We start from the raw sequence: 19,150 nt of genomic DNA on the forward strand, positions 1-19,150 counted from the left end.
GCCGCGGCCTGGGCTGGGCCGGCTGTCCGTCGGTACCCTCGAGCGGCACGCTAGCCACCCTCGGCCGGGTCGACAAGTTCTGCCGCGAAGTTCGCTCTGCCGGTGGTCGCGGCGCGCCCGGGAGCCGGCTCTGTGGCACCGAGTACACCGGAGTGGGGCCGGGGTGTGGGATACTCGCGGTGGCCGCTGGCCGACGGGCACACGTGAGAGGTGGCGCTCGCGGTCTCGTGGCCCGGTGGTGTGCTGCACATCCTCCACACGCGTCGCCGCTGTATGCGGCTCGACGACGTGGCGGGCGGCCCGATGTCGCGAATGTGGCCAGCGCTCCGCCGAGCAGACCTTCAGCCGTATGCGGCGCCTGGCCAACCCCGGCGCCGTCGCGGTGCAGGGCAAGGATTCCCGCTGCTGGTGACCACCACGGCGGAACGAACAGAAAGGGGCCCCTGCGCGGCCGCGTCGAGCCGGTGTGAGCCAGCCGACGCGCCCGGGGGCGGAGGAGATATATGTCGAACGCGGACACACCCGCCGTCACCGGCGGGAATACCGCCACACCCATCGCAGCCCAGCTGGGCGAACTGCCTCCCCGGATCCGGGTGCACGCGTTGGCGAAGCTGCTGGGCTTCAACAGCCGTGAACTGATGGCCAAGCTCGGTGAGCTCGGCGAGACCGTGCGGAGCGCGCAGTCCAGCGTCACTCGCGATGTGGCCTTCAAGCTCGCCGAAGCCCTCGCCGGTGGAGACGAGCCCGAGACCGCCGAGGCGGCCCCGGCTGCCGAGGCCCCTGCCGTCGAGGCACCCGTCGCCGAGACCCCGGCGGCTCCCGAACCCGAGGCGAAGCCCGAGGCCGAGCCGGAGCCCGCTTCGCAGGTGGAGGCCCCTTCGCGGCGTGTTCCGCCCGCGCTGGCCGCTCCGGTGACCCCGGAGCCGCCGCAGACGACGACCCGGCGGTCGAAGGCCGCCGTGCACGTGCCGGTGTTCGCCGCGCCGTCGCCGGTGTTCCTGCCGCCGGAGCCCGTCGCGGCGAAGCCCGTCCGCAAGCCGGAGCCGGCCTTCACCGAAGAGGCGGCCTCCGAAGAGGACGAAACGCAGAACGAGCAGGCTGATGGCCACGGCATCGACGAGGACGGCGACGACGCCAACGGCCGTCGCCGCCGTCGTCGCGGACGTCGCGGACGTGGCCGCGGCAAGGGCGGTGACGAGAACTCGGCCGAGTCCGAGCACGAGGACGAGCAGCCCGAAGCCCCGCGCGGTCGTCAGCAGCGCGCGAAGGACAAGGAGAAGGACGCCGAAGCCGAAGAGGTCGCGGCCGAGAACGCCGAAGAGGCGTCCGCCGACACCGATTCGGACAACGAGGCCGATTCCGACAACGGCAGCAAGCGCCGCCGTCGCCGCCGCCGCCGCAAGGGCGGGGACGACGACGCCGCCGAGGCCACCAGCGACGACCCGCCCAACACGGTCGTCCACGTGCGCCAGGCCAAGGCCGCCGAGACCGAGCGCCCCGCCAGGGACGAGGTCCGCAGCGTGCGCGGCTCCACCCGGCTCGAGGCCAAGCGCCAGCGCCGCCGGGACGGCCGCGAGGCGGGCCGCCGTCGCGCGCCGATCCTGTCCGAGGCCGAGTTCCTCGCCCGGCGCGAGTCGGTCGAGCGCACCATGGTCGTCGTCGAAAAGGGCGAGTCCACGCAGATCGGCGTGCTGGAGGACGGTGTCCTGTGCGAGCACTTCGTGACCTCGTCGGGCACCGGCTCGATCGTCGGCAACGTGTACCTCGGCCGTGTGCAGAACGTCCTGCCGTCGATGGAGGCCGCCTTCATCGACATCGGCCGCGGCCGCAACGCCGTGCTCTACGCCGGTGAGGTCGACTGGGACGCCGCCGGTCTCGAGGGCAAGGCCCGCAAGATCGAGCAGGCGCTTTCCACCGGCGACTCCGTGCTGGTCCAGGTCACCAAGGACCCCGTCGGGCACAAGGGTGCCCGGCTGACCACGCAGATCTCGCTGCCGGGCCGCTTCTTGGTCTACGTGCCCGCGGGTGGTGCCACCGGCATCTCCCGGAAGCTCCCGGAGAACGAGCGTCGCCGCCTGAAGGACATCCTCAAGCGCATCGTCCCCGAGGACGCCGGTGTGATCATCCGCACCGCTTCCGAGGGCATCAGCGAGGAGGAGCTGGACCGGGACGTCCGCCGCCTCAAAGCGCAGTGGGACGTCATCAAGGAGAAGGCCGAAGCCGGCAACGGCGGCAAGAAGAACAGCTCCCCGGTCATGCTCTACGAAGAGCCGGACCTGCTGGTCAAGGTCGTGCGTGACCTGTTCACCGAGGACTTCGCCAAACTGGAGATCCAGGGCGACAAGGCCTGGAACACCATCTACGACTACGTGCAGCACGTGGCGCCGGATCTGGCCGACCGGGTCAAGCGGTACACGGGCACCGGTTCGGCCTTCGCCGACCACCGGATCGACGAGCAGATCACCAAGGCGCTGGACCGCAAGGTCTGGCTGCCCTCGGGTGGCTACCTGGTCATCGACCGCACCGAGGCGATGACGGTCATCGACGTCAACACCGGCAAGTTCACCGGATCGGGTGGAAACCTCGAGGAGACGGTGACCAGGAACAACCTGGAGTCGGCGGAGGAGATCGTCCGCCAGCTCCGGCTCCGGGACATCGGCGGCATCATCGTCATCGACTTCATCGACATGGTGCTCGAATCGAACCGTGACCTGGTGCTGCGCCGCCTGACCGAATGCCTCGGCCGCGACCGCACCCGCCACCAGGTCGCCGAGGTCACCTCGCTGGGCCTGGTGCAGATGACCCGCAAGAAGATCGGCACCGGCCTGATCGAGGCGTTCTCGACGCCGTGTGAGCACTGCAAGGGTCGTGGCGTGGTCGTCTCGACCGAGCCGCAGCGCACCGCCGGCGGTGGCAACGGTCACAGCCACGGTGGCAGCGGCGGCAGTGGTGCCAGTGGTGCCAGCGGCGGTGGTGGCGGCAAGGAGCAGGGCTCCCGCCGGTCCCGTGGTCGCGGCAAGGGCGAAGACCAGAGCCAGAACGAGCCCGCGGCGGCCAAGACCGACGCTCCGCAGGGCTCCGGCCAGCGCGAGTCGGTGGTCTCGGCGGTCCAGGCCGTGGCCAACGCCGCCAAGGCGGTCAAGGGTGAGCACCCGCACGAGATCACCGAGAACGCCGAGGGAGGCGCGCTCAACGGCCACGCGTCGCAGGCGGCGGAGCGGCCCGTTCAGACGGCGAAGGAAGCGGAGGTGTCTTCGGAACCCGTTGCCGAGGCGACCGTCGAACAGGCGGCCGAGGCGGCCGCTGAGCCGGTTTCGGAGCCGGTCAGCACGCCGCCCGCGACCGAACTCGCCGGTGAACCGGTGACGACTTCGGACGACGAGGCTCCGGCCGCGCGGGACGAAGAGATCGCCGTCGTCGGGGAATCGGGCCCCGAGCCCGAAGCTCCCGAGGTCCCGGTGACTCCGGAGACCGTTGTGACAGCAGAGGATTCCGAACCCGAGGTGGACGTCCCGGCCCCGGCCGGTCCTTCCACCACGCGCCGTCGTCCGCGACGGGCGGCCTCTCGGCCGGCCGGTCCGCCGGTGAAGGCTTCGGAAAAGAGCTAGTGAACACCGAGGGGCACCCCGGTGTGATCGCACCGGGGAGCCCCACGTAACCTGTAGAACGGCCCGCCACCTAGAGCGGGCACCTTGCGCAGCATCTGGACCACCGAGACTTCTCGATGGGCCGATCACGCAAGCCCCCACCCGTTGTCGAGTAAGCAGGAGACTTCCGTGTCGGCGTACGCGATCGTCAAGACTGGCGGCAAGCAGTACAAGGTGGCCGTCGGCGACGTCGTCGAGGTCGAGAAGCTCGAAGGCGAGCCGGGTACCGAGCACACCTTCCCCGCAGTCCTTTTCGTGGACGGTGGCGACGTCACCACGGACGCCGACGCGCTGGCGAAGGTCTCGGTCACCGGCAAGGTCGTCGAGCAGACCAAGGGTCCGAAGATCCGGATCCACAAGTTCAAGAACAAGACCGGCTACCACAAGCGCCAGGGTCACCGGCAGAAGCTGACCCGCGTCGAGGTCACCGGCATCTCCAAGTAGGACTTTCTCCGGATCTTCGTCAGAAAGAGGATTGAGCCATGGCTCACAAAAAGGGTGCGTCCAGCTCCCGCAACGGTCGCGATTCGAACGCGCAGCGACTGGGCGTCAAGCGTTTCGGTGGTCAGGAAGTCAACGCGGGCGAGATCTTGATCCGCCAGCGTGGCACCAAGTTCCACCCCGGTGTGAACGTCGGCCGCGGCGGCGACGACACGCTGTTCGCCCTGGCCGCCGGTGCGGTCCAGTTCGGCGAGAAGCGTGGCCGCAAGACGGTCAACATCGTGCCGTCCGAAGCCTGAGTTTCGGCTTCAAGCCAGACCTCTGACGAGGGGTGGGCCGGAATATCCGGGCCCACCCCTCGTTTGTTTTGTGTACCCCCTTTCTTTCGCGAGTGAATAGAGGCAAGTCATGGCGTCCCGGTTCGTGGACCGCGCGGTGATCCATCTGGCCGCCGGTGACGGTGGGAACGGCTGCGCCTCGGTGCACCGCGAGAAGTTCAAACCCCTCGGCGGCCCGGACGGTGGCAACGGTGGCAACGGCGGCGACGTGCTGCTGGTCGTCGATCCGAATGTCCACACGCTGCTCGACTTCCACTTCCGTCCGCACGCCCGCGCCGGCAACGGCAAGCTGGGCCAGGGCGGCAACCGCGCCGGTGCGGCAGGGGAGACGCTGGAGATGCGGGTCCCGTCCGGCACCGTCGTGATGACCGAGGACGGCGAGATCCTGGCCGACCTGGTCGGCCCCGGCACCACCTTCGTCGCCGCGCAAGGGGGCCGTGGCGGTCTCGGAAACGCGGCACTGGCCTCCAAGGCACGCCGGGCGCCCGGGTTCGCGTTGCTGGGCGAGCCGGGGGAGGCCCGCGACCTCGTCCTGGAGCTGCGTTCGGTCGCCGACGTCGGCTTGCTCGGCTTCCCGTCCGCGGGGAAGTCGTCGCTGATCTCGGTGCTGTCCGCGGCCAAGCCGAAGATCGCCGACTACCCGTTCACCACCCTGGTGCCGAACCTGGGCGTGATCACCGCCGGGTCGACCGTGTTCACCATGGCCGACGTGCCGGGGCTGATCCCCGGTGCGAGCGAGGGCAAGGGCCTCGGCCTCGACTTCCTGCGCCACATCGAACGCTGCGCCGTACTGGTGCACGTCATCGACTGCGCCACCTTGGAACCGGGGCGTGACCCGCTGTCCGATATGGACGCTCTCGAAGCGGAACTCGCCCGCTACACCCCGAGTCTGGGCGGCGACCTCGCCGATCGGCCCCGCGTGGTGGTGCTCAACAAGATCGACGTCCCGGAGGCCGCCGAACTCGCGGAGTTCGTGCGCCCGGAACTGGAAGCCCGCGGGCTCAGCGTGTTCGAGATCTCCACGGCGACGCGGCAGGGGCTCAAGGAACTGACCTACGCGCTCGCCGCCGTGGTCGAGAGGTACCGCGCCGACCAGCCCGCTCCGGAGCCGGCGAAGGTCGTGCTGCGCCCGATGGCCGTTGACGACGCGGGTTTCACCGTCGAGCACGACCCGGAGGAGGAAGGCGCCTTCATCGTCCGGGGTGTTCGCCCCGAGCGGTGGATCCGCCAGACGAGTTTCGGCAACGACGAGGCCGTCGGTTATCTCGCGGACCGGTTGCAGCGGCTCGGCGTGGAGGAAGCGCTGGCTCGCAAGGGTGCCGTACCGGGAAGCCCGGTCACCATCGGCGATGTCCAGTTCGAGTGGGAGCCGTCGACCCCGGCGGGCGTCGCGGTGCACCTTTCGGGCCGAGGCACGGACGTGCGGCTGGAGAACACCAACCGGATCGGGGCCGCCGAGCGCAAGGAAGCCCGTCGGATCCGTCGTGACGGCCCGGACGGCGTCGAAGACGAGATGGACGACGAGTGAGCTCGACCCGGGGTGCGATCGCCGACGCGAAGCGGGTGGTCGTCAAGGTCGGTTCCTCCGCGCTGACCACCGCCGGTGACGGTCTCGACGTGGCCAGGCTGGACGCGCTGGTCGACGCGATCGCCGAACGGGTGTCCCGCGGCACGCAGATCGTGCTGGTGTCCTCGGGTGCGATCGGCGCGGGACTCGCGCCGCTCGCCCTCGGGAAGCGACCGCGTGACCTCGCCACCCAGCAGGCCGCGGCCAGCGTCGGCCAGCTCGCGCTGGCCCATGCCTACGCCGAGTCGTTCGGCCGGTTTTCCCTGACCGTAGGCCAGGTTCTGTTGACGTCGGACGACGTCGTGCGCCGTGCCCACTACCGCAACGCGCAGAACACGTTCACCCGGCTGCTGGCCCTCGGCGCGGTGCCCGTGGTCAACGAGAACGACACCGTGGCCACCGAAGAGATCCGCTTCGGCGACAACGATCGGCTGGCCGCGCTGGTGGCCCACCTGATCGGCGCCGACGCCCTCGTTCTCCTGTCCGATGTGGACGGTCTGTACGACGGGGATCCCCGTGACGGCGCGACTCGCAAGATCGCCGAGGTCGCCGGGGACTCCGATGTGGACGGCATCACCGTCGGCATGTCGAGCTCCGGGCTCGGTACCGGGGGCATGGTCTCGAAGCTAGCCGCGGCGCGCACCGCCGCGGGCGCCGGGATCCCGGTCCTGCTCGCCGCCGCTTCCGAGGCCGCGCGTGCCCTCACCACCGCCGAGGTCGGCACGGCCTTCGCCGCCGCGGACTCCCGGCTGTCGGCCCGCCGGTTCTGGCTGGGCTACGCCGCGGGCGCGTCCGGGAAACTGCACCTCGACGACGGCGCGGTCGCGGCCGTCGTCCGCCGCCGCCGCTCACTGCTCGCCGCCGGGATCACCGGCGTCGACGGCGAATTCCAAGCCGGTGACGTCGTCGACCTGGTCGACCTTCGGCAGCGGACCGTGGCGCGCGGTGTCGTGGCCTTCGACGCGGGCGAACTGCCCGACCTCATCGGCCGCTCCAGCCACGACCTCCCCGCCGAACAGCGGCGCGAGGTCGTCCACGCGGACGACCTCGTCCCCCTTCGCCGCTAGGGCGCCAGATCCCCTGGGTCCAGGCGATCACCGCGTAGACCGAGGTGAACAGCAGGGGACCTTTGCTCTCGCTTCCCGGGATCGGCGAGCCCTGCCGATCCCGGTGACTCATAGCCGGGCAGGGGTGGAAATCCCCAGCAGGGACAGACCCAGCGTCAGCGTCTTCGACGTGAGCTCGGCCAGCAGCAGACGAGACTCGCGAACGCCGGCGCCTTCCGCGTCCAGCACCGGGCACTGTTCGTAGAACCGCGAGAACACGACAGCGGTTTCGTACAGGTAGGTGCACAGCTTGTGGGGAAGATGTCCGGCGGTCGCCGCGCCGACCGCCTCTGGGAAACGGACCAGCGCGAGCGCCAGTGCCCGCTCCGCGAGGTGGTCGAGCCGGATCCGCGCGCCGGTGAGGTCCTGATCCGCCTTCGCCAGCACGGAACGGATCCGTGCGTTGGCGTACTGCAGGTAGACCGACGTGTTCCCGTTCTTGGCGAGCATGCGTTCCCAGGAGAAGACGTAGTCGCGCTCGCGATCGCCGGAAAGATCCGCGTACTTGAGCGCGCCGATCCCGACCGCCCTGGCCACCTCCTCCCGGACCTCGGGGGAGAGGTCACCCCGGCCCTCGATCACTTCGGCGGCGTGGGAGACCGCCTCGGTGAGCAGAGCGAAAAGCCGGACCGATTCACCCGCCCGGGTCTTCATGGCGCGGCCGTCCTCACCGAGCACCGAACCGAACCCGATGTGCTCGGCCCGATGCTCCTCGCGGAGCCAGCCTGCGGCCCGGCAGACGGCGAACACCATCGCGAAGTGTTGTGCTTGTGGCGTCCCGACGACGTAGAGCAGATCGGTGACACCGCGTTGTCCGGTCCAGTAACGCAGGGTCGCGAGGTCGGTGGCGGCATAGCCGTAACCACCGTCCCGTTTCCGCACGATGAGCGGCAGCGGCTCGCCTTCCCGATTGCGGAAACCGCCGGGAAAGACGCAGACCGCCCCATCGCTGATCTCGGTCAGCCCGGCCGTGGCCAGATCGTCCACGACCGCGGCCAGAAACGGGTTGTAAAAGCTTTCGCCGTAGACGTCCTCGCTCGCCAGGCCGATCCCGAGGAGTTCGTAGACCTGGGCGAAATGCCGAGTCGACTCGTCGACCAGACGCCACCACAGCGACAGGGTCTCGTCGTCACCGCCTTGAAGCAGCACCACACGCTCCCGTGACCGGGTCGCGAAGTTCTCGTCGGTTTCGAACTTCGACCGAGCGGCCCGATAGAAGCCGTTGAGATCTTCGATCGTGTACGGACCCGACGGGCGTTCGTCGAGCAAATGCTCGATGAGCATGCCGAACGGAGTGCCCCAATCGCCGAGATGGTTGTGCGGAATCACTTCGTGTCCGGCGAACCGCGACAGCCGCGTGATCGCGTCACCGATGACGCTCGACCGGAGATGCCCAGCGTGCATTTCCTTCGCCACGTTCGGGCTGCTGTAGTCGATGGCGATCCGTCGCGGCTGCGACGTCACCGCGACACCCAGCCGTGGGTCACCGTTGAGCGCTGTCGTCCGCTCTGCCAACCAGGAAGAGCGCAGCGTGAAGTTGAGAAAGCCCGGCCCCGCGACCTCCGGCGGCTCCGCGATATCGGCGACGTCGAGCCGTGCCGCGATGTCGGTGGCGATCTCCCTCGGCGGTTTGCCGAGCCGCTTGGCCAGACTCATCGCGAGGTCGCACTGATAGTCGACCCCGCTCTGCGAAGAGACCCGCACCAGCGCGGACGGCGGTTCGATGTCGGTGACGTGACGGAGCGCTTCCACCACGCGTCGCGCCAATTCCTCGCTCACATCGCCGAACAACACGGTGTCCCTCCTTCACGCTCGTCGTAGGAGCGCGAGGGTAGCCACCTCACCACGTCGTCGGCGACGGAGTTTTCAGCGTAGGTCGCTGCCCTTGGTCTCCGGCAGGGTCCGGATGACGAAGAACGCGATCGCCGCTCCGGCGGCTACGTACCAGAAGAACAACGTCGACGACCCGGCGTCGGACAGCGCGGTGAGGACCAGGGGAGCGGTGCCGCCGAACAGCGCGACGGTCAGGTTGTACCAGGCGCCGATGCCCAGCCCGCGTAGTTCGGTGGGGAACAGTTCGCTCATGATCGCGGGTGCGATCGACGTCATCGCCGTGTACAGGCAGAGCCCGACGCAGAACACGACCAGCAGCCCCGGCAGTCCTGGGCGGACCAAAGTGGACAGCGGGACGATGAGGATCGCGGTCGCCGCCGACCAGAAGAGCAGCTGGGGTTTCCGGCCGAAGCGGTCCGACAAGGCGCCCATCGGATATTGGAGAGCGACGAACAACGCCGTCGCGATCGACAACGCGAGGAACACGTCGACGTCGTCGGCCTTGCGGGTCTTGACCGCGAACGAGGTCAGGGCGCTGAAGAACGTGTAGTAGCAAAGGGTCGACAGCATCGAGAAACCCACGAGCTGCACGACGGCCCGAGGGTGCTCGCGAAGCGTGGTGCGCAGTGGCCGTTCGACCCGGCGGGCCGTCGACTTCTTCGCCTCGAAGATCTCGGTCTCGGCGAGGCTGCGCCGGAGCCACAGGCCGATGATGCCGAGGACGCCGCCGAGCAGGAACGGGATCCGCCAGCCGTACGCGGTCAGATCCGCCTTGGACATCGTCCGCGCGAGCACGAATCCGAGAATCGAGGCGAGCAGGACGGCGGAACCGGTCGAGATGTAGAAGAAGGCGGAGTACCGTCCGCGGCGGGTGGGCGGCGCGATCTCGCCCAGATACGCCGAAGCGTTGGAGACTTCGCCGCCGAGTGACAGTCCTTGCGCCACCCTCGCCAGCAGCAACAGGATCGGGGCGAGCCAGCCGACCTGGTCGAACGTCGGCAGGAGGCCGATGGCCACCGAACCGCCCGCCATCAGCACGATGGTCAGGATCATCGCGGGCTTCCGGCCCTTGACGTCGGCGAAGCGGCCGAGCACCATCCCGCCGAGCGGCCGGAAGAAGAACGCCAGCGCATACGTGGCGAAGATGTTGATCAGCGCGAGGGCTTCGTTGCCTTTAGGGAAGAACTCGCCGGCGAAGTAGATGCTGAAGGTCGCGTAAATGGTCCAGTCGAACCATTCCAGCGCGTTCCCGACACTGGCGGCGAACAGTTTCTTCACCGGCAGCCGATGTCCTGGCCGCTCCGTGGTCGCCTCCGCCATCGGCACCTCCGTACTCGTGCGTGGACGGAACCTTGCCAGAAAGTTCCCGTGCGGGAAAGAACGTGTCGAAAGCCGGGATCGGCTCCTCGGTCACGAGGTGCTGGCGAGGGCGAACGGCAGCACCGCACGGGCTCCGGCCTGGCGGAGCAGGCGCGCGGACAACGTCATCGTCCACCCTGTGTCGATGAGGTCGTCGACCAGCAGAATCGGTCCCCCGGCCGCGGCGACCTCGGCGGCGAGCCCCTCGGGAAGGCTGAGGCGTTTCCACAGATCGGCCAGCCGTTGGGCACTGTTCGCCTGCCGCGGAGGCGGCCCCGCCGAGGCGATGGCGCCCAGATAGTGGAGCCGCCCGACCGAGGCCAGCTTCGTCGCGAGACCGTGCACCAGCTGAGGCCGGGTGACGGACGGCACCTCCACCACCGCGATCGGGCGTTCCGTCCACTGCCAGCCCTTGAGTACCTCGATGCAGGCTTGGAAGACCGGATCGGGGAGTTCGGCGTCCGCCGCGGCCGGGCCGACGAGTTCGCGCAGCCGCGTGCCCCAGCCGACGTCGGTGACCCGGCCGACGACCTGGCCCGTCTCGGCCTGCTCGCCCGCCGGCAACCGCCCGGAGAGCGGGACTTCCAGCCCAGCCATCCCGGTCGGCCACATCTTCCGCGGCGCGACCTCGACCCCCGGACGGCGGAGCCGTTGCCGGGTGGCATCGACGACGTCGTCGGAAATCGTGGTGTCCCAGTGCTTCCCGGTGCAGTTGTCACACCGTCCGCAGGGGGTGGCTTCGGGATCGTCCAACTGTTCGCGCAGGAATTCCATCCGGCAGCCGGTGGTTTCGAGGTACGCCAGCATGGCGTTCTGTTCGTTGGTCCGCGCCGCGCTCACTCGCGCGTAGCGTTCCTTGTCGTAGCGCCACTCTTCGCCGGTGCCTTCCCAGCCGCCCTTCACCCGGCGGACGGCGCCGTCGACGTCCAAAACCTTCAGGACCATCTCCAGCCGGGAACGGGAGAGCTCGACGAACGGTTCGAGCGCCGGTGTCGACAGTGGACGGTCCGCGTACGACAGCGCGTTGAGCACCTGCGTCACCCGCAGTTCGTCCGGGAACGCCAGCGAACCGAAGTACGCCCAGATGTCCTTGTCCTCGTGGCCGGGCAGCAGGATCACTTCGGCCCGATCGACACCACGGCCGGCCCGGCCGACCTGCTGGTAGTACGCGATGGGGGAGGACGGCGCGCCGAGATGGACGACGAAGCCCAGATCCGGTTTGTCGAACCCCATGCCCAGCGCCGACGTCGCCACCAGTGCCTTGACGTTGTTGTTCAGCAGATCGTCTTCGGCCGCCTGCCGGTCCGCCGGGTCGGTCTTCCCGGTGTAGGCGGCGACCGGATAGCCGCGCTCGGTCAGCAGGCCCGCCACATCGTGCGCGGCCGCGACGGTGAGCGTGTAGATGATCCCGGATCCCGGCAGTTCCGCGAGGTGTTCGGCCAGCCAAGCGAGCCGTGCCTGCGACGTCGGCAGCTCGGCCACCGACAGATGCAGGCTTTCGCGGTCCAGGGTGCCCCGCAGGACGAGGGTGTCGCTCCCGTTGCCGATGCCGAGCTGCTCGGCGACGTCGGTCGCCACGCGGTCGTTCGCGGTCGCGGTGGTGGCGAGCACCGGGACGCCGTCGGGCAGATCCTTCAGCAGCGTCCGCAGCCGCCGGTAGTCCGGCCGGAAGTCGTGGCCCCAGTCCGAGATGCAGTGCGCTTCGTCGACCACGAGCAGGCCCGCCGTCGCGGTCAGCTTCGGCAGGACGGTGTCGCGGAAGTCCGGGTTGTTGAGCCGTTCCGGGCTGACGAGGAGGACGTCGACCTCGCCCGCCGCGATCGCGGCCTGGACCTGGTCCCACTCCTGCGGATTCGCGGAGTTCATCGTCACCGCGTGGATGCCCGCCCTCGCCGCCGCGGAGATCTGGTTGCGCATCAGCGCGAGCAGCGGCGAGATGATCACGGTCGGGCCGCTGCCGCGTTCCCGCAGCAACGCGGTGGCCAGGAAGTAGACCGCGGACTTGCCCCAGCCGGTGCGTTGCACGACGAGCGCGCGACGGCTGTGCGCGACCAGCGCCTCGATGGCCGTCCACTGGTCGTCACGCAGGCGGGCGCCGTCGCCCGCCAGCGACCGGAGGAGGGTCTCGGCGCGATCCCGGAGAGTCGATGTGTCCACGTCCCCACCTCTACCCCATGCCACCGACGAAGTCGCGAGCGGCAGGTCTTGAACGGACCGTTCATCCACGGAACGGACTGTAATGTGATCCAGATCACCACTGGTCGGCGGGTTCGGCGACCCGCGCGGGAAGCCGTACGCGCTGTATAGGCTCACGACCCATGTCACCACGCAGGATCGGGGTCATGGGCGGCACGTTCGACCCCATTCACCACGGGCACCTCGTCGCGGCCAGCGAAGTCCAGTCCCGGTTCGCGCTCGACGAGGTGATCTTCGTGCCCACCGGTCAGCCGTGGCAGAAGTCCGACAGAGTGGTCACCCGGGCCGAGGACCGCTACCTGATGACCGTGATCGCGACGGCGTCCAACCCCGTGTTCTCGGTCAGCCGCGTCGACATCGACCGCGTCGGGCAGACCTATACCGTCGACACCCTGCGCGACCTGCGCGCAGAGTATCCCGACGACCAGCTGTTCTTCATCACCGGCGCGGACGCGCTCGAACAGATCCTGACCTGGCGCAACGCCGACGAGCTGTTCGACCTGGCGCATTTCATCGGTGTCACCAGGCCCGGCTACCGGCTCAATTCGCAGCATCTGCCGAGCGGGAAGGTGAGCCTCGTCGAGGTGACCGCGATGGCGATCTCGTCCACCGCGTGCCGCGAGCGGGTCGAGGCCGGGGAGCCCGTCTGGTACCTCGTCCCCGACGGTGTGGTGCGCTACATCGCCAAAAAGGACCTCTATCGGAAAGACCAGGGGCCCCTACCGGGTACCCTCGTCGGGCGCACCCGCGAGTAAAGCCATCTGTTTGAGGAGAACTGTGACAGCCACGTCCGAGGCACGAGAGCTGGCCGTAGCGGCCGCCCATGCGGCGGCGGACAAGAAGGCGAGCGACGTGGTCGTGCTGGACGTGTCCGACCAGCTGGTGATCACCGACGCCTTCGTCATCGCGTCCGCGCCCAACGAACGCCAGGTCGGCGCCATCGTCGACAACGTCGAGGAGCAGCTTCGGCTCGGCGGGCACAAGCCCGTCCGCCGTGAAGGCGCCCGCGAGGGCCGATGGGTCCTGCTGGACTACGTCGACGTCGTCATCCACGTCCAGCACCAGGAGGAACGCTCCTTCTACGGTCTCGAGCGGCTCTGGAAGGACTGCCCGCGGATCGAGGTCGCCGGTCTGGCAGTGCCGGATCATCAGGACCCAGCCGAGGAGGACCCCGCCGACGCGCAAGGCGCCTCGTGAGCCCGCGGCGGCTGGTGCTCTGGCGCCACGGCGAGACCGATTACAACGCGGCGGGCCGGATGCAAGGACATCTGGACTCCGCGTTGACACCGGTCGGCTGGAACCAGGCCAGGTTCGCCGTGCCCGCGCTCGCCCGGTTCTCGCCGGATCTCGTGATCGCCTCGGATCTGCGTCGCGCGACCGACACGGCCACCGTGCTCACGGAGGCCATCAGTGTCCCGCTACGGATCGACAAGCGCCTTCGGGAAACCCATCTGGGTGAATGGCAGGGCTTCACCGGCCAGCAGGTCGACGAGGCGTACCCGGGTGAACGCGCACGCTGGCGCGTCGACGCGACGTGGGCCCCGCCCGGCGGCGAGTCGCGGGTGGACGTCGCCGAGCGCGCGATGGAGGTCGTCGCCGACCTGGATCAGCCCAATTCCGACGCCGGCGACGCCGTGCTGCTCGCCACGCACGGCGGGCTGATCATCGCGCTGACCGCGAAGCTGCTCGGCCTCCCGGTCACGTCCTGGCCGACCCTGGGCGGGATCGCGAACTGTCACTGGGTCGAGCTGACCCGGCGCGACGGCAACTGGCGGCTGGCCGCCTACAACGCGGGCATCACCGGCTGATCGATGGCCCCGCGCCTGCTCGTGTTCGGCGATTCCCTCAGCTTCCACGGCCCGGACGGCCCGCACGCCGCCGACGACGCGCGGCTGTGGCCCAACATCGCCGCCGAAGCGCTCGGCGGCGACGCGGACCTCGTCGCCGGGTTCGGCTGGAACGCCCGTGACGCCTGGTGGTCGCTGATCGGTGATCCACGCGTCTGGGCGGATCTCCATCACGTCGACGCCGTCGTACTGGCCGTCGGGAGCATGGACACCCTGCCCTCGCCGCTGCCCACCTACCTGCGCATCGGTCTCCGCTATCTGCGGCCCGACCCGCTGCGACGCGTGGTGCGCAAGGCGTACCTGGCCGCCCAGCCCCGGCTCGCGATCGCGCTCCGGGGACGTCCGGTGGTCTTGCCGTCGAAGCTCACCGTCCAGTACCTCGACACCGCTGTCGGAGCCTTGCGCGTGCTGCGACCGGAACTGCCGGTCTTCGGCATGCTGCCCTCCGTGCATCGATCCGACTCGTACGGCCGCGTCCACACCGCTCGCGCCGGAGCCGCCGCCGCCCTCGCCGACTGGGGCCGTCGTGCGGACGTCCCGCTGCTGGATCTCGAAGCCGTCGTCGGCGAACACGTGCTGAGCGGCCGGGGCAATCCGGACGGCATGCACTGGGGCTGGGAAGGACATGCCGCCGTCGGTGCGGAAATGGCCCGCCTGATGGCCCCGGTGCTACGGCCCGCGGCAACGTAGGCTGGCTGCCGTGTCGGTCGCCGTAGTCACGGATTCCACCGCCCACCTGCCGGAAGGCTTCGCCGAACGGAACGGGATCCGGGTGGTCCCGCTGCACGTCCTCGTGGACGGTGCCGTATTCCTCGACGGCGTGGAAATGGGCCCCGCGGCCTTGGCCGAGGCGCTCGGCAAACGCAGTCTGGTGACGACGTCCCGGCCGACGCCCGCCGAGTTCGTCAAGGAGTTCCGGGCGGCGCTGGCCGAGGGCGCGGACGCCGTCGTGTCGGTCCATCTGTCCCGGGAGTTGTCCGGGACCTGGGAGGCGGCGGTGCTGGCCGCCCAGGAGGTCGGGCCGGACAAGGTGCGAGTGGTCGATTCACGCAGCACCGCGATGGGGCTCGGGTTCGCCGCCTTGCGAGCGGCGAGCGTCGCCGCGGACGGGGCGGAACCGGCCGAGGTGGAGGCCGCGGCGGTCGACGCGGTGAGCCGCTCGGAAACCCTGTTCGCCGTCGAGACCCTCGAATACCTGCGTCGCGGCGGGCGGATCGGTTCCGCCGCCGCCCTGCTCGGCACCGCGCTCGCGGTGAAACCGGTGCTCCACATGTCCGAGGGCAGGATCCAGCCGCTGGAGAAGGTGCGGACGATGAATCGCGCCGTGGCTCGCCTGGTAGAGCTCGCCGTGAAGGCGACGGAAGGCGGGCGTGCCGACATCGCGGTCCATCACCTGGCTTCTCCGGAACGCGCCGTCGAACTGGCCAACCGGCTGGAGGAGTCCATCAGCTGTCCGGAGGGGTGCGTGGTTTCGGAGATCGGCGCGGTCATCGGGGCCCACACCGGGCCCGGGGTGCTCGGTGTCGTGATCCAGCGCGCGGGTTAGGCAACCTTCCAGCGTCCCTTGAGACCCCGACAGAAATCGGTGATCCGGCCTCGGCCAGGGCTGAGTTGTCCACAACACCCCACTTGTCCACAGCCCTGGGATTTGCCACTGCCGCCCGCCATTCCCGCTCCGTAGCGTCGTTCACGTGTTCGATCAAACCGCCCGTCCACCGGATCCCTCCGTCAACGCCAGGCTGGCGTGGCTGACCGCGCAGCTGTCGCCGCCCAGCCAGGGCCCGCCCGCGGGCAGGCTCGTCCGTCGCTGGGTGCCCGCCCGGTTCACGGCGGACGGGATCCCGGTGAACCGGCGGTGGTTCGCCGTGGCGGCCGTGCTGATCGCGGTGGCCGTGATCGTGACCGGCGCGATCGCCTTGTTCGGACACCGGCCAGGGGCGGAGACCCCGCCGCCCCTGCCGTCGGCCAAGGCCGCCGGAGACGCCCCCGCCGCGGCGGCCAAGGCGCCTCTGGTGGTCAGCGTCGTCGGCCGGGTGCTCAAACCCGGTCTGGTCACCATCCCGCCGGGCGCACGGGTCGCCGATGCCCTCACGGCGGCCGGTGGGGCACAGCCCGGAACGGATCTGACCGGGGTGAACCTGGCCCGGCGGCTCACCGACGGCGAGCAGGTGGCCGTCGGGGTCCCCGTTCCGGCCGCGGCCGGAACGGCGGCACCGATGGGGAAGCTCGACCTGAACACGGCCACGGCCGAGCAACTCGACACCCTGCCCGGGGTCGGCGAGGTGATGGCGAAACGCATCGTCGATTGGCGGTCCGGGCACGGCGGGTTCACCAGTGTCGAGCAACTCCGTGACGTAGAAGGGATCGGCGAAAGCAAGTTCAAGAAGGTCCGGGAATTGGTGTCCGTCGGATGAACCCGTCCGCCGATCCGTCCGAAGTGGACACCGCGTCGTGGCGAGGGCAGGACCTGCGGCTGGTACCGGCCGCGGCGACGGCCTGGCTCGGTACTCTTTCCGGGCTGTCGGGCGGCTGGTGGATCACGATGCTCTGCGGTGCGGCCGCCGTGGTGCTCGCGATCACCGCCGGTGTTCGTGCCCGCCGGACGGCGTCCCGGTGGGTGGTGGGGCTCGGCGCGCTCGCGGTCCTCGGTGTGCTCACCGCCGGTCCGGTGGCGCTGCGGATCCGGGCCGCCGAGCAAGACGACCTCCGTGCCGCCGCCGCACGGGGGAGCGACGCCACCACGAGGGTGGTGGTCACCGAGCGGCCACGTCCGGTCCGCGGTGCCGGATACGCCGATCGCCGGGCAGGCACCCGCCTGGTGGTCATCGCCGCGACGGTGGACACCGTGGTGACGGGGGAGCGGGTGGTGGATTCGGCCGGCCGGATCCTCCTGCTCGCTCCCGCCGAGGGGTGGCTGAATTTGCTGCCCGGGCAGCAGGTCACCGCCGCTGGGCGGCTCGCCCCGGCGAAAGGGGCCGAGCTCACGGTCGCGGTCCTCTCGGTGCGAGGTCCGCCGTCGGCCCTCGGACCGGCGCCCTGGTGGCAGCGAGCCGCGGAATCGCTGCGCACCGGGCTCCGGGAGCTGTGCGCCGTCCTCCCGGAGGAGCAGGCCGGTCTGGTGCCCGGACTGGTCGTGGGGGACACGAGCACGCTGTCCCCGAGGGTCGAACGCGAGTTCACGGACTCCGGCATGTCCCACCTGATGGCCGTGAGCGGTGGGAACGTGGCGATCGTCTGCGGCTCGATCCTGCTCCTGCTGAGGGTGCTCCGGGTCGGGCCGCGGACGTCCGCCGCCGCGGCCGCCGCGGGGCTCGCCGGGTTCGTGGTCCTCGCCGGGCCCGCGCCCAGCGTGCTCCGCGCCGGGGTGATGGGGGCGGTCGGGCTGTTGGCGCTGGCCTTGGGGCGCCAAGGTTCGGCGCTGCCCGCGCTGGCGTTCGCGGTGGCCGGGCTCGTCGTGGCCGATCCGGCCATGGCCGCGGACTTCGGGTTCGCCCTTTCGGTGCTGGCCACGGCCGGGCTCGTCCTGCTGGCACCCCGGTGGGCCGAGTGGCTGGTCGGACGCGGAGTTCCGGCAGGCTACGCCGAGGGGCTGACCATCCCGCTGGCCGCGTTCGTGGTGACGACGCCGGTCATCGCGGGCATGGCGGGATCGGTCAGTCTCGTCTCGGTGGTGACCAACGTGCTCGCCGCGCCGGTGGTCGCCCCGGCCACCGTGTTCGGTGTGCTGGCCACCGTCGTCGGCCCGTGGTGGCCCTCGGCGGGCAGGCTGCTGGTCCGCCTGACCGAACCCGAGGCGAGCTGGCTCATCACCGTGGCCCGGCATGGCGCCCGGGCGCCGGGCGCGGTCGTGGACTGGCCGGATGGCTGGTGGGGTGGGCTGTTGGCGGCCGGACTGCTCGTCGTGCTGCTTGTCGCCATCCGGTTACGGCACGCCAGGATCCTGCTGGCGGTCGCGCTGGCCGCCGGTCTGCTCGTTTTCGTCCCGGTACGGGTGCTGGCACCGGCGTGGCCACCGGCGTCGTGGAGTGCCGTCGCCTGCGACGTCGGGCAAGGGGACGCCGTCGCCCTCGCGACGGGCGAGCCGGGCAGGGCGGTCCTGGTCGACACCGGGCCTGAACCGGGACCGGTCGACGAATGCCTGAGCAGGCTCGGCGTGGATCGCGTTCCGTTGGTCGTGCTGAGTCATCTGCACGCCGACCACATCGGCGGCCTCGAATCCGTCTTCGAGGGCCGGTCGGTCGGTGCGGTCGCCGTCGGCCCGGGCCGGGCTCCCGCCTGGGCGTGGCAGCAGGTCGCGGACGAGACCGCACGCCGCGGGATTCCCTTGTTGGAACTGGGGATCGGGCAGCGGCTCGATTGGCCGGGGCTGTCGCTGGACGTGCTGGGACCCCGGTATGTCACGCGGCGATCGGCCCTCGAACAGGACGGCACGGTGATCAACAACGGATCGGTCGTCCTGCGGGCCGGGACCCCGGCGGGCAGGCTACTGCTGACGGGCGATGTCGAGCTCGCCGCACAGGCCGACCTGATGGCCGAAGGTGCCGATCTGCATGCCGAGATCCTGAAGGTCCCGCATCACGGAAGCCGTTACACGGCACCGGATTTCCTCAACGCCGTCGCGCCGAGGGTGGCGTTGGTGAGTGTCGGCGCCGGGAACACCTACGGCCATCCGAACAAGTCCACTTTGGACAACCTGACCGCCGTGGGTGCTTCGATCGCCAGAACGGACACCGACGGCGACACCGCGGTCGTCGCCGACGCGCGGGGACTTGCCTTGCTGCGCCGGGGTGAGCCCCGCGGCCCGCCTCGTTCTTGA

General features: G+C 70.1%; 15 protein-coding genes. 12 read left to right on the forward strand and 3 right to left on the reverse strand.

The features are described 5' to 3' along the window. Positions 1-503: 503 nt before the first annotated feature. The 5 genes from P3102_RS09720 (at position 504) to proB (ending at position 7,060) form a co-directional block, all read left to right on the forward strand. Entirely contained in the window at positions 504-3,608 is a 3,105-nt protein-coding gene (locus P3102_RS09720) for a translation initiation factor IF-2 N-terminal domain-containing protein (RefSeq protein ID WP_276368321.1), read from the forward strand. Positions 3,609-3,776: 168 nt separating this feature from the next. Continuing rightward, positions 3,777-4,091 carry a 50S ribosomal protein L21 gene (gene rplU, locus P3102_RS09725; RefSeq protein ID WP_005158538.1) on the forward strand — a complete coding sequence of 105 codons (315 nt, stop codon included), beginning with the start codon at positions 3,777-3,779 and terminating at the stop codon, positions 4,089-4,091. A gap of 38 nt (positions 4,092-4,129) precedes the next feature. Continuing rightward, complete coding sequence (rpmA, locus tag P3102_RS09730; protein WP_086846674.1) at positions 4,130-4,387, forward strand: 50S ribosomal protein L27; 258 nt, start codon at positions 4,130-4,132, stop codon at positions 4,385-4,387. A gap of 109 nt (positions 4,388-4,496) precedes the next feature. After that, a complete protein-coding gene (gene obgE / locus P3102_RS09735) occupies positions 4,497-5,954 on the forward strand; it encodes a GTPase ObgE (protein ID WP_276368332.1) in 1,458 nt (485 codons plus the stop codon). Then, positions 5,951-7,060, forward strand: a complete 1,110-nt coding sequence (gene proB / locus P3102_RS09740) for a glutamate 5-kinase (protein WP_276368334.1) — start codon at positions 5,951-5,953, stop codon at positions 7,058-7,060. The genes obgE and proB overlap by 4 nt, the downstream gene beginning before the upstream one ends. A gap of 108 nt (positions 7,061-7,168) precedes the next feature. On the opposite strand, the gene argS is transcribed toward proB, so the two are convergent. From argS to P3102_RS09755, 3 genes are all read right to left on the reverse strand, one after another. Continuing rightward, positions 7,169-8,893, reverse strand: a complete 1,725-nt coding sequence (gene argS, locus P3102_RS09745) for an arginine--tRNA ligase (RefSeq protein WP_276368335.1) — start codon at positions 8,891-8,893, stop codon at positions 7,169-7,171. Between the two features lie 72 nt (positions 8,894-8,965). Next, complete coding sequence (locus P3102_RS09750; protein ID WP_276368336.1) at positions 8,966-10,252, reverse strand: MFS transporter; 1,287 nt, start codon at positions 10,250-10,252, stop codon at positions 8,966-8,968. Positions 10,253-10,342: 90 nt separating this feature from the next. Next, complete coding sequence (locus P3102_RS09755) at positions 10,343-12,448, reverse strand: RecQ family ATP-dependent DNA helicase (RefSeq protein ID WP_276368338.1); 2,106 nt, start codon at positions 12,446-12,448, stop codon at positions 10,343-10,345. 161 nt (positions 12,449-12,609) lie between these two features. On the opposite strand from P3102_RS09755, the gene nadD reads away from it, so the two are divergent. From nadD to P3102_RS09790, 7 genes are all read left to right on the forward strand, one after another. Beyond that, positions 12,610-13,242 (forward strand): nicotinate-nucleotide adenylyltransferase, encoded by a 633-nt coding sequence (nadD, locus tag P3102_RS09760; protein WP_276368339.1) that lies wholly within the window; start codon positions 12,610-12,612, stop codon positions 13,240-13,242. A 22-nt stretch (positions 13,243-13,264) separates the two neighbouring features. Beyond that, complete coding sequence (rsfS, locus tag P3102_RS09765) at positions 13,265-13,684, forward strand: ribosome silencing factor (protein ID WP_125676248.1); 420 nt, start codon at positions 13,265-13,267, stop codon at positions 13,682-13,684. Next, entirely contained in the window at positions 13,681-14,295 is a 615-nt protein-coding gene (locus P3102_RS09770) for a histidine phosphatase family protein (RefSeq protein ID WP_276368342.1), read from the forward strand. Before rsfS ends, P3102_RS09770 begins: the two co-directional genes overlap by 4 nt. 3 nt (positions 14,296-14,298) lie before the next feature. After that, positions 14,299-15,024: a diglucosylglycerate octanoyltransferase gene (gene octT, locus P3102_RS09775; protein WP_276368344.1), complete on the forward strand. Its 726-nt coding sequence runs from the start codon at positions 14,299-14,301 to the stop codon at positions 15,022-15,024. A 10-nt stretch (positions 15,025-15,034) separates the two neighbouring features. After that, complete coding sequence (locus P3102_RS09780) at positions 15,035-15,880, forward strand: DegV family protein (protein WP_276368346.1); 846 nt, start codon at positions 15,035-15,037, stop codon at positions 15,878-15,880. A gap of 145 nt (positions 15,881-16,025) precedes the next feature. Then, the gene (locus tag P3102_RS09785; RefSeq protein WP_276368348.1) at positions 16,026-16,748 is read left to right on the forward strand and encodes a ComEA family DNA-binding protein; all 723 of its coding nucleotides are present in this window, start codon (positions 16,026-16,028) and stop codon (positions 16,746-16,748) included. Next, entirely contained in the window at positions 16,745-19,150 is a 2,406-nt protein-coding gene (locus P3102_RS09790) for a ComEC/Rec2 family competence protein (protein ID WP_276368349.1), read from the forward strand. Before P3102_RS09785 ends, P3102_RS09790 begins: the two co-directional genes overlap by 4 nt.

The organism is Amycolatopsis sp. QT-25 (assembly GCF_029369745.1).
Taxonomy (GTDB): domain Bacteria; phylum Actinomycetota; class Actinomycetes; order Mycobacteriales; family Pseudonocardiaceae; genus Amycolatopsis.

Bases quoted from the DNA above. Each gene is read 5' to 3' on its own strand.
- octT (WP_276368344.1), top strand. From the start codon at position 14,299: ATGGCCCCGCGCCTGCTCGTGTTCGGCGATTCCCTCAGCTTCCACGGC.
- rpmA (WP_086846674.1), top strand. From the start codon at position 4,130: ATGGCTCACAAAAAGGGTGCGTCCAGCTCCCGCAACGGTCGCGATTCG.
- P3102_RS09790 (WP_276368349.1), top strand. From the start codon at position 16,745: ATGAACCCGTCCGCCGATCCGTCCGAAGTGGACACCGCGTCGTGGCGA.
- P3102_RS09720 (WP_276368321.1), top strand. From the start codon at position 504: ATGTCGAACGCGGACACACCCGCCGTCACCGGCGGGAATACCGCCACA.
- nadD (WP_276368339.1), top strand. From the start codon at position 12,610: ATGTCACCACGCAGGATCGGGGTCATGGGCGGCACGTTCGACCCCATT.
- P3102_RS09750 (WP_276368336.1), bottom strand. From the start codon at position 10,252: ATGGCGGAGGCGACCACGGAGCGGCCAGGACATCGGCTGCCGGTGAAG.
- obgE (WP_276368332.1), top strand. From the start codon at position 4,497: ATGGCGTCCCGGTTCGTGGACCGCGCGGTGATCCATCTGGCCGCCGGT.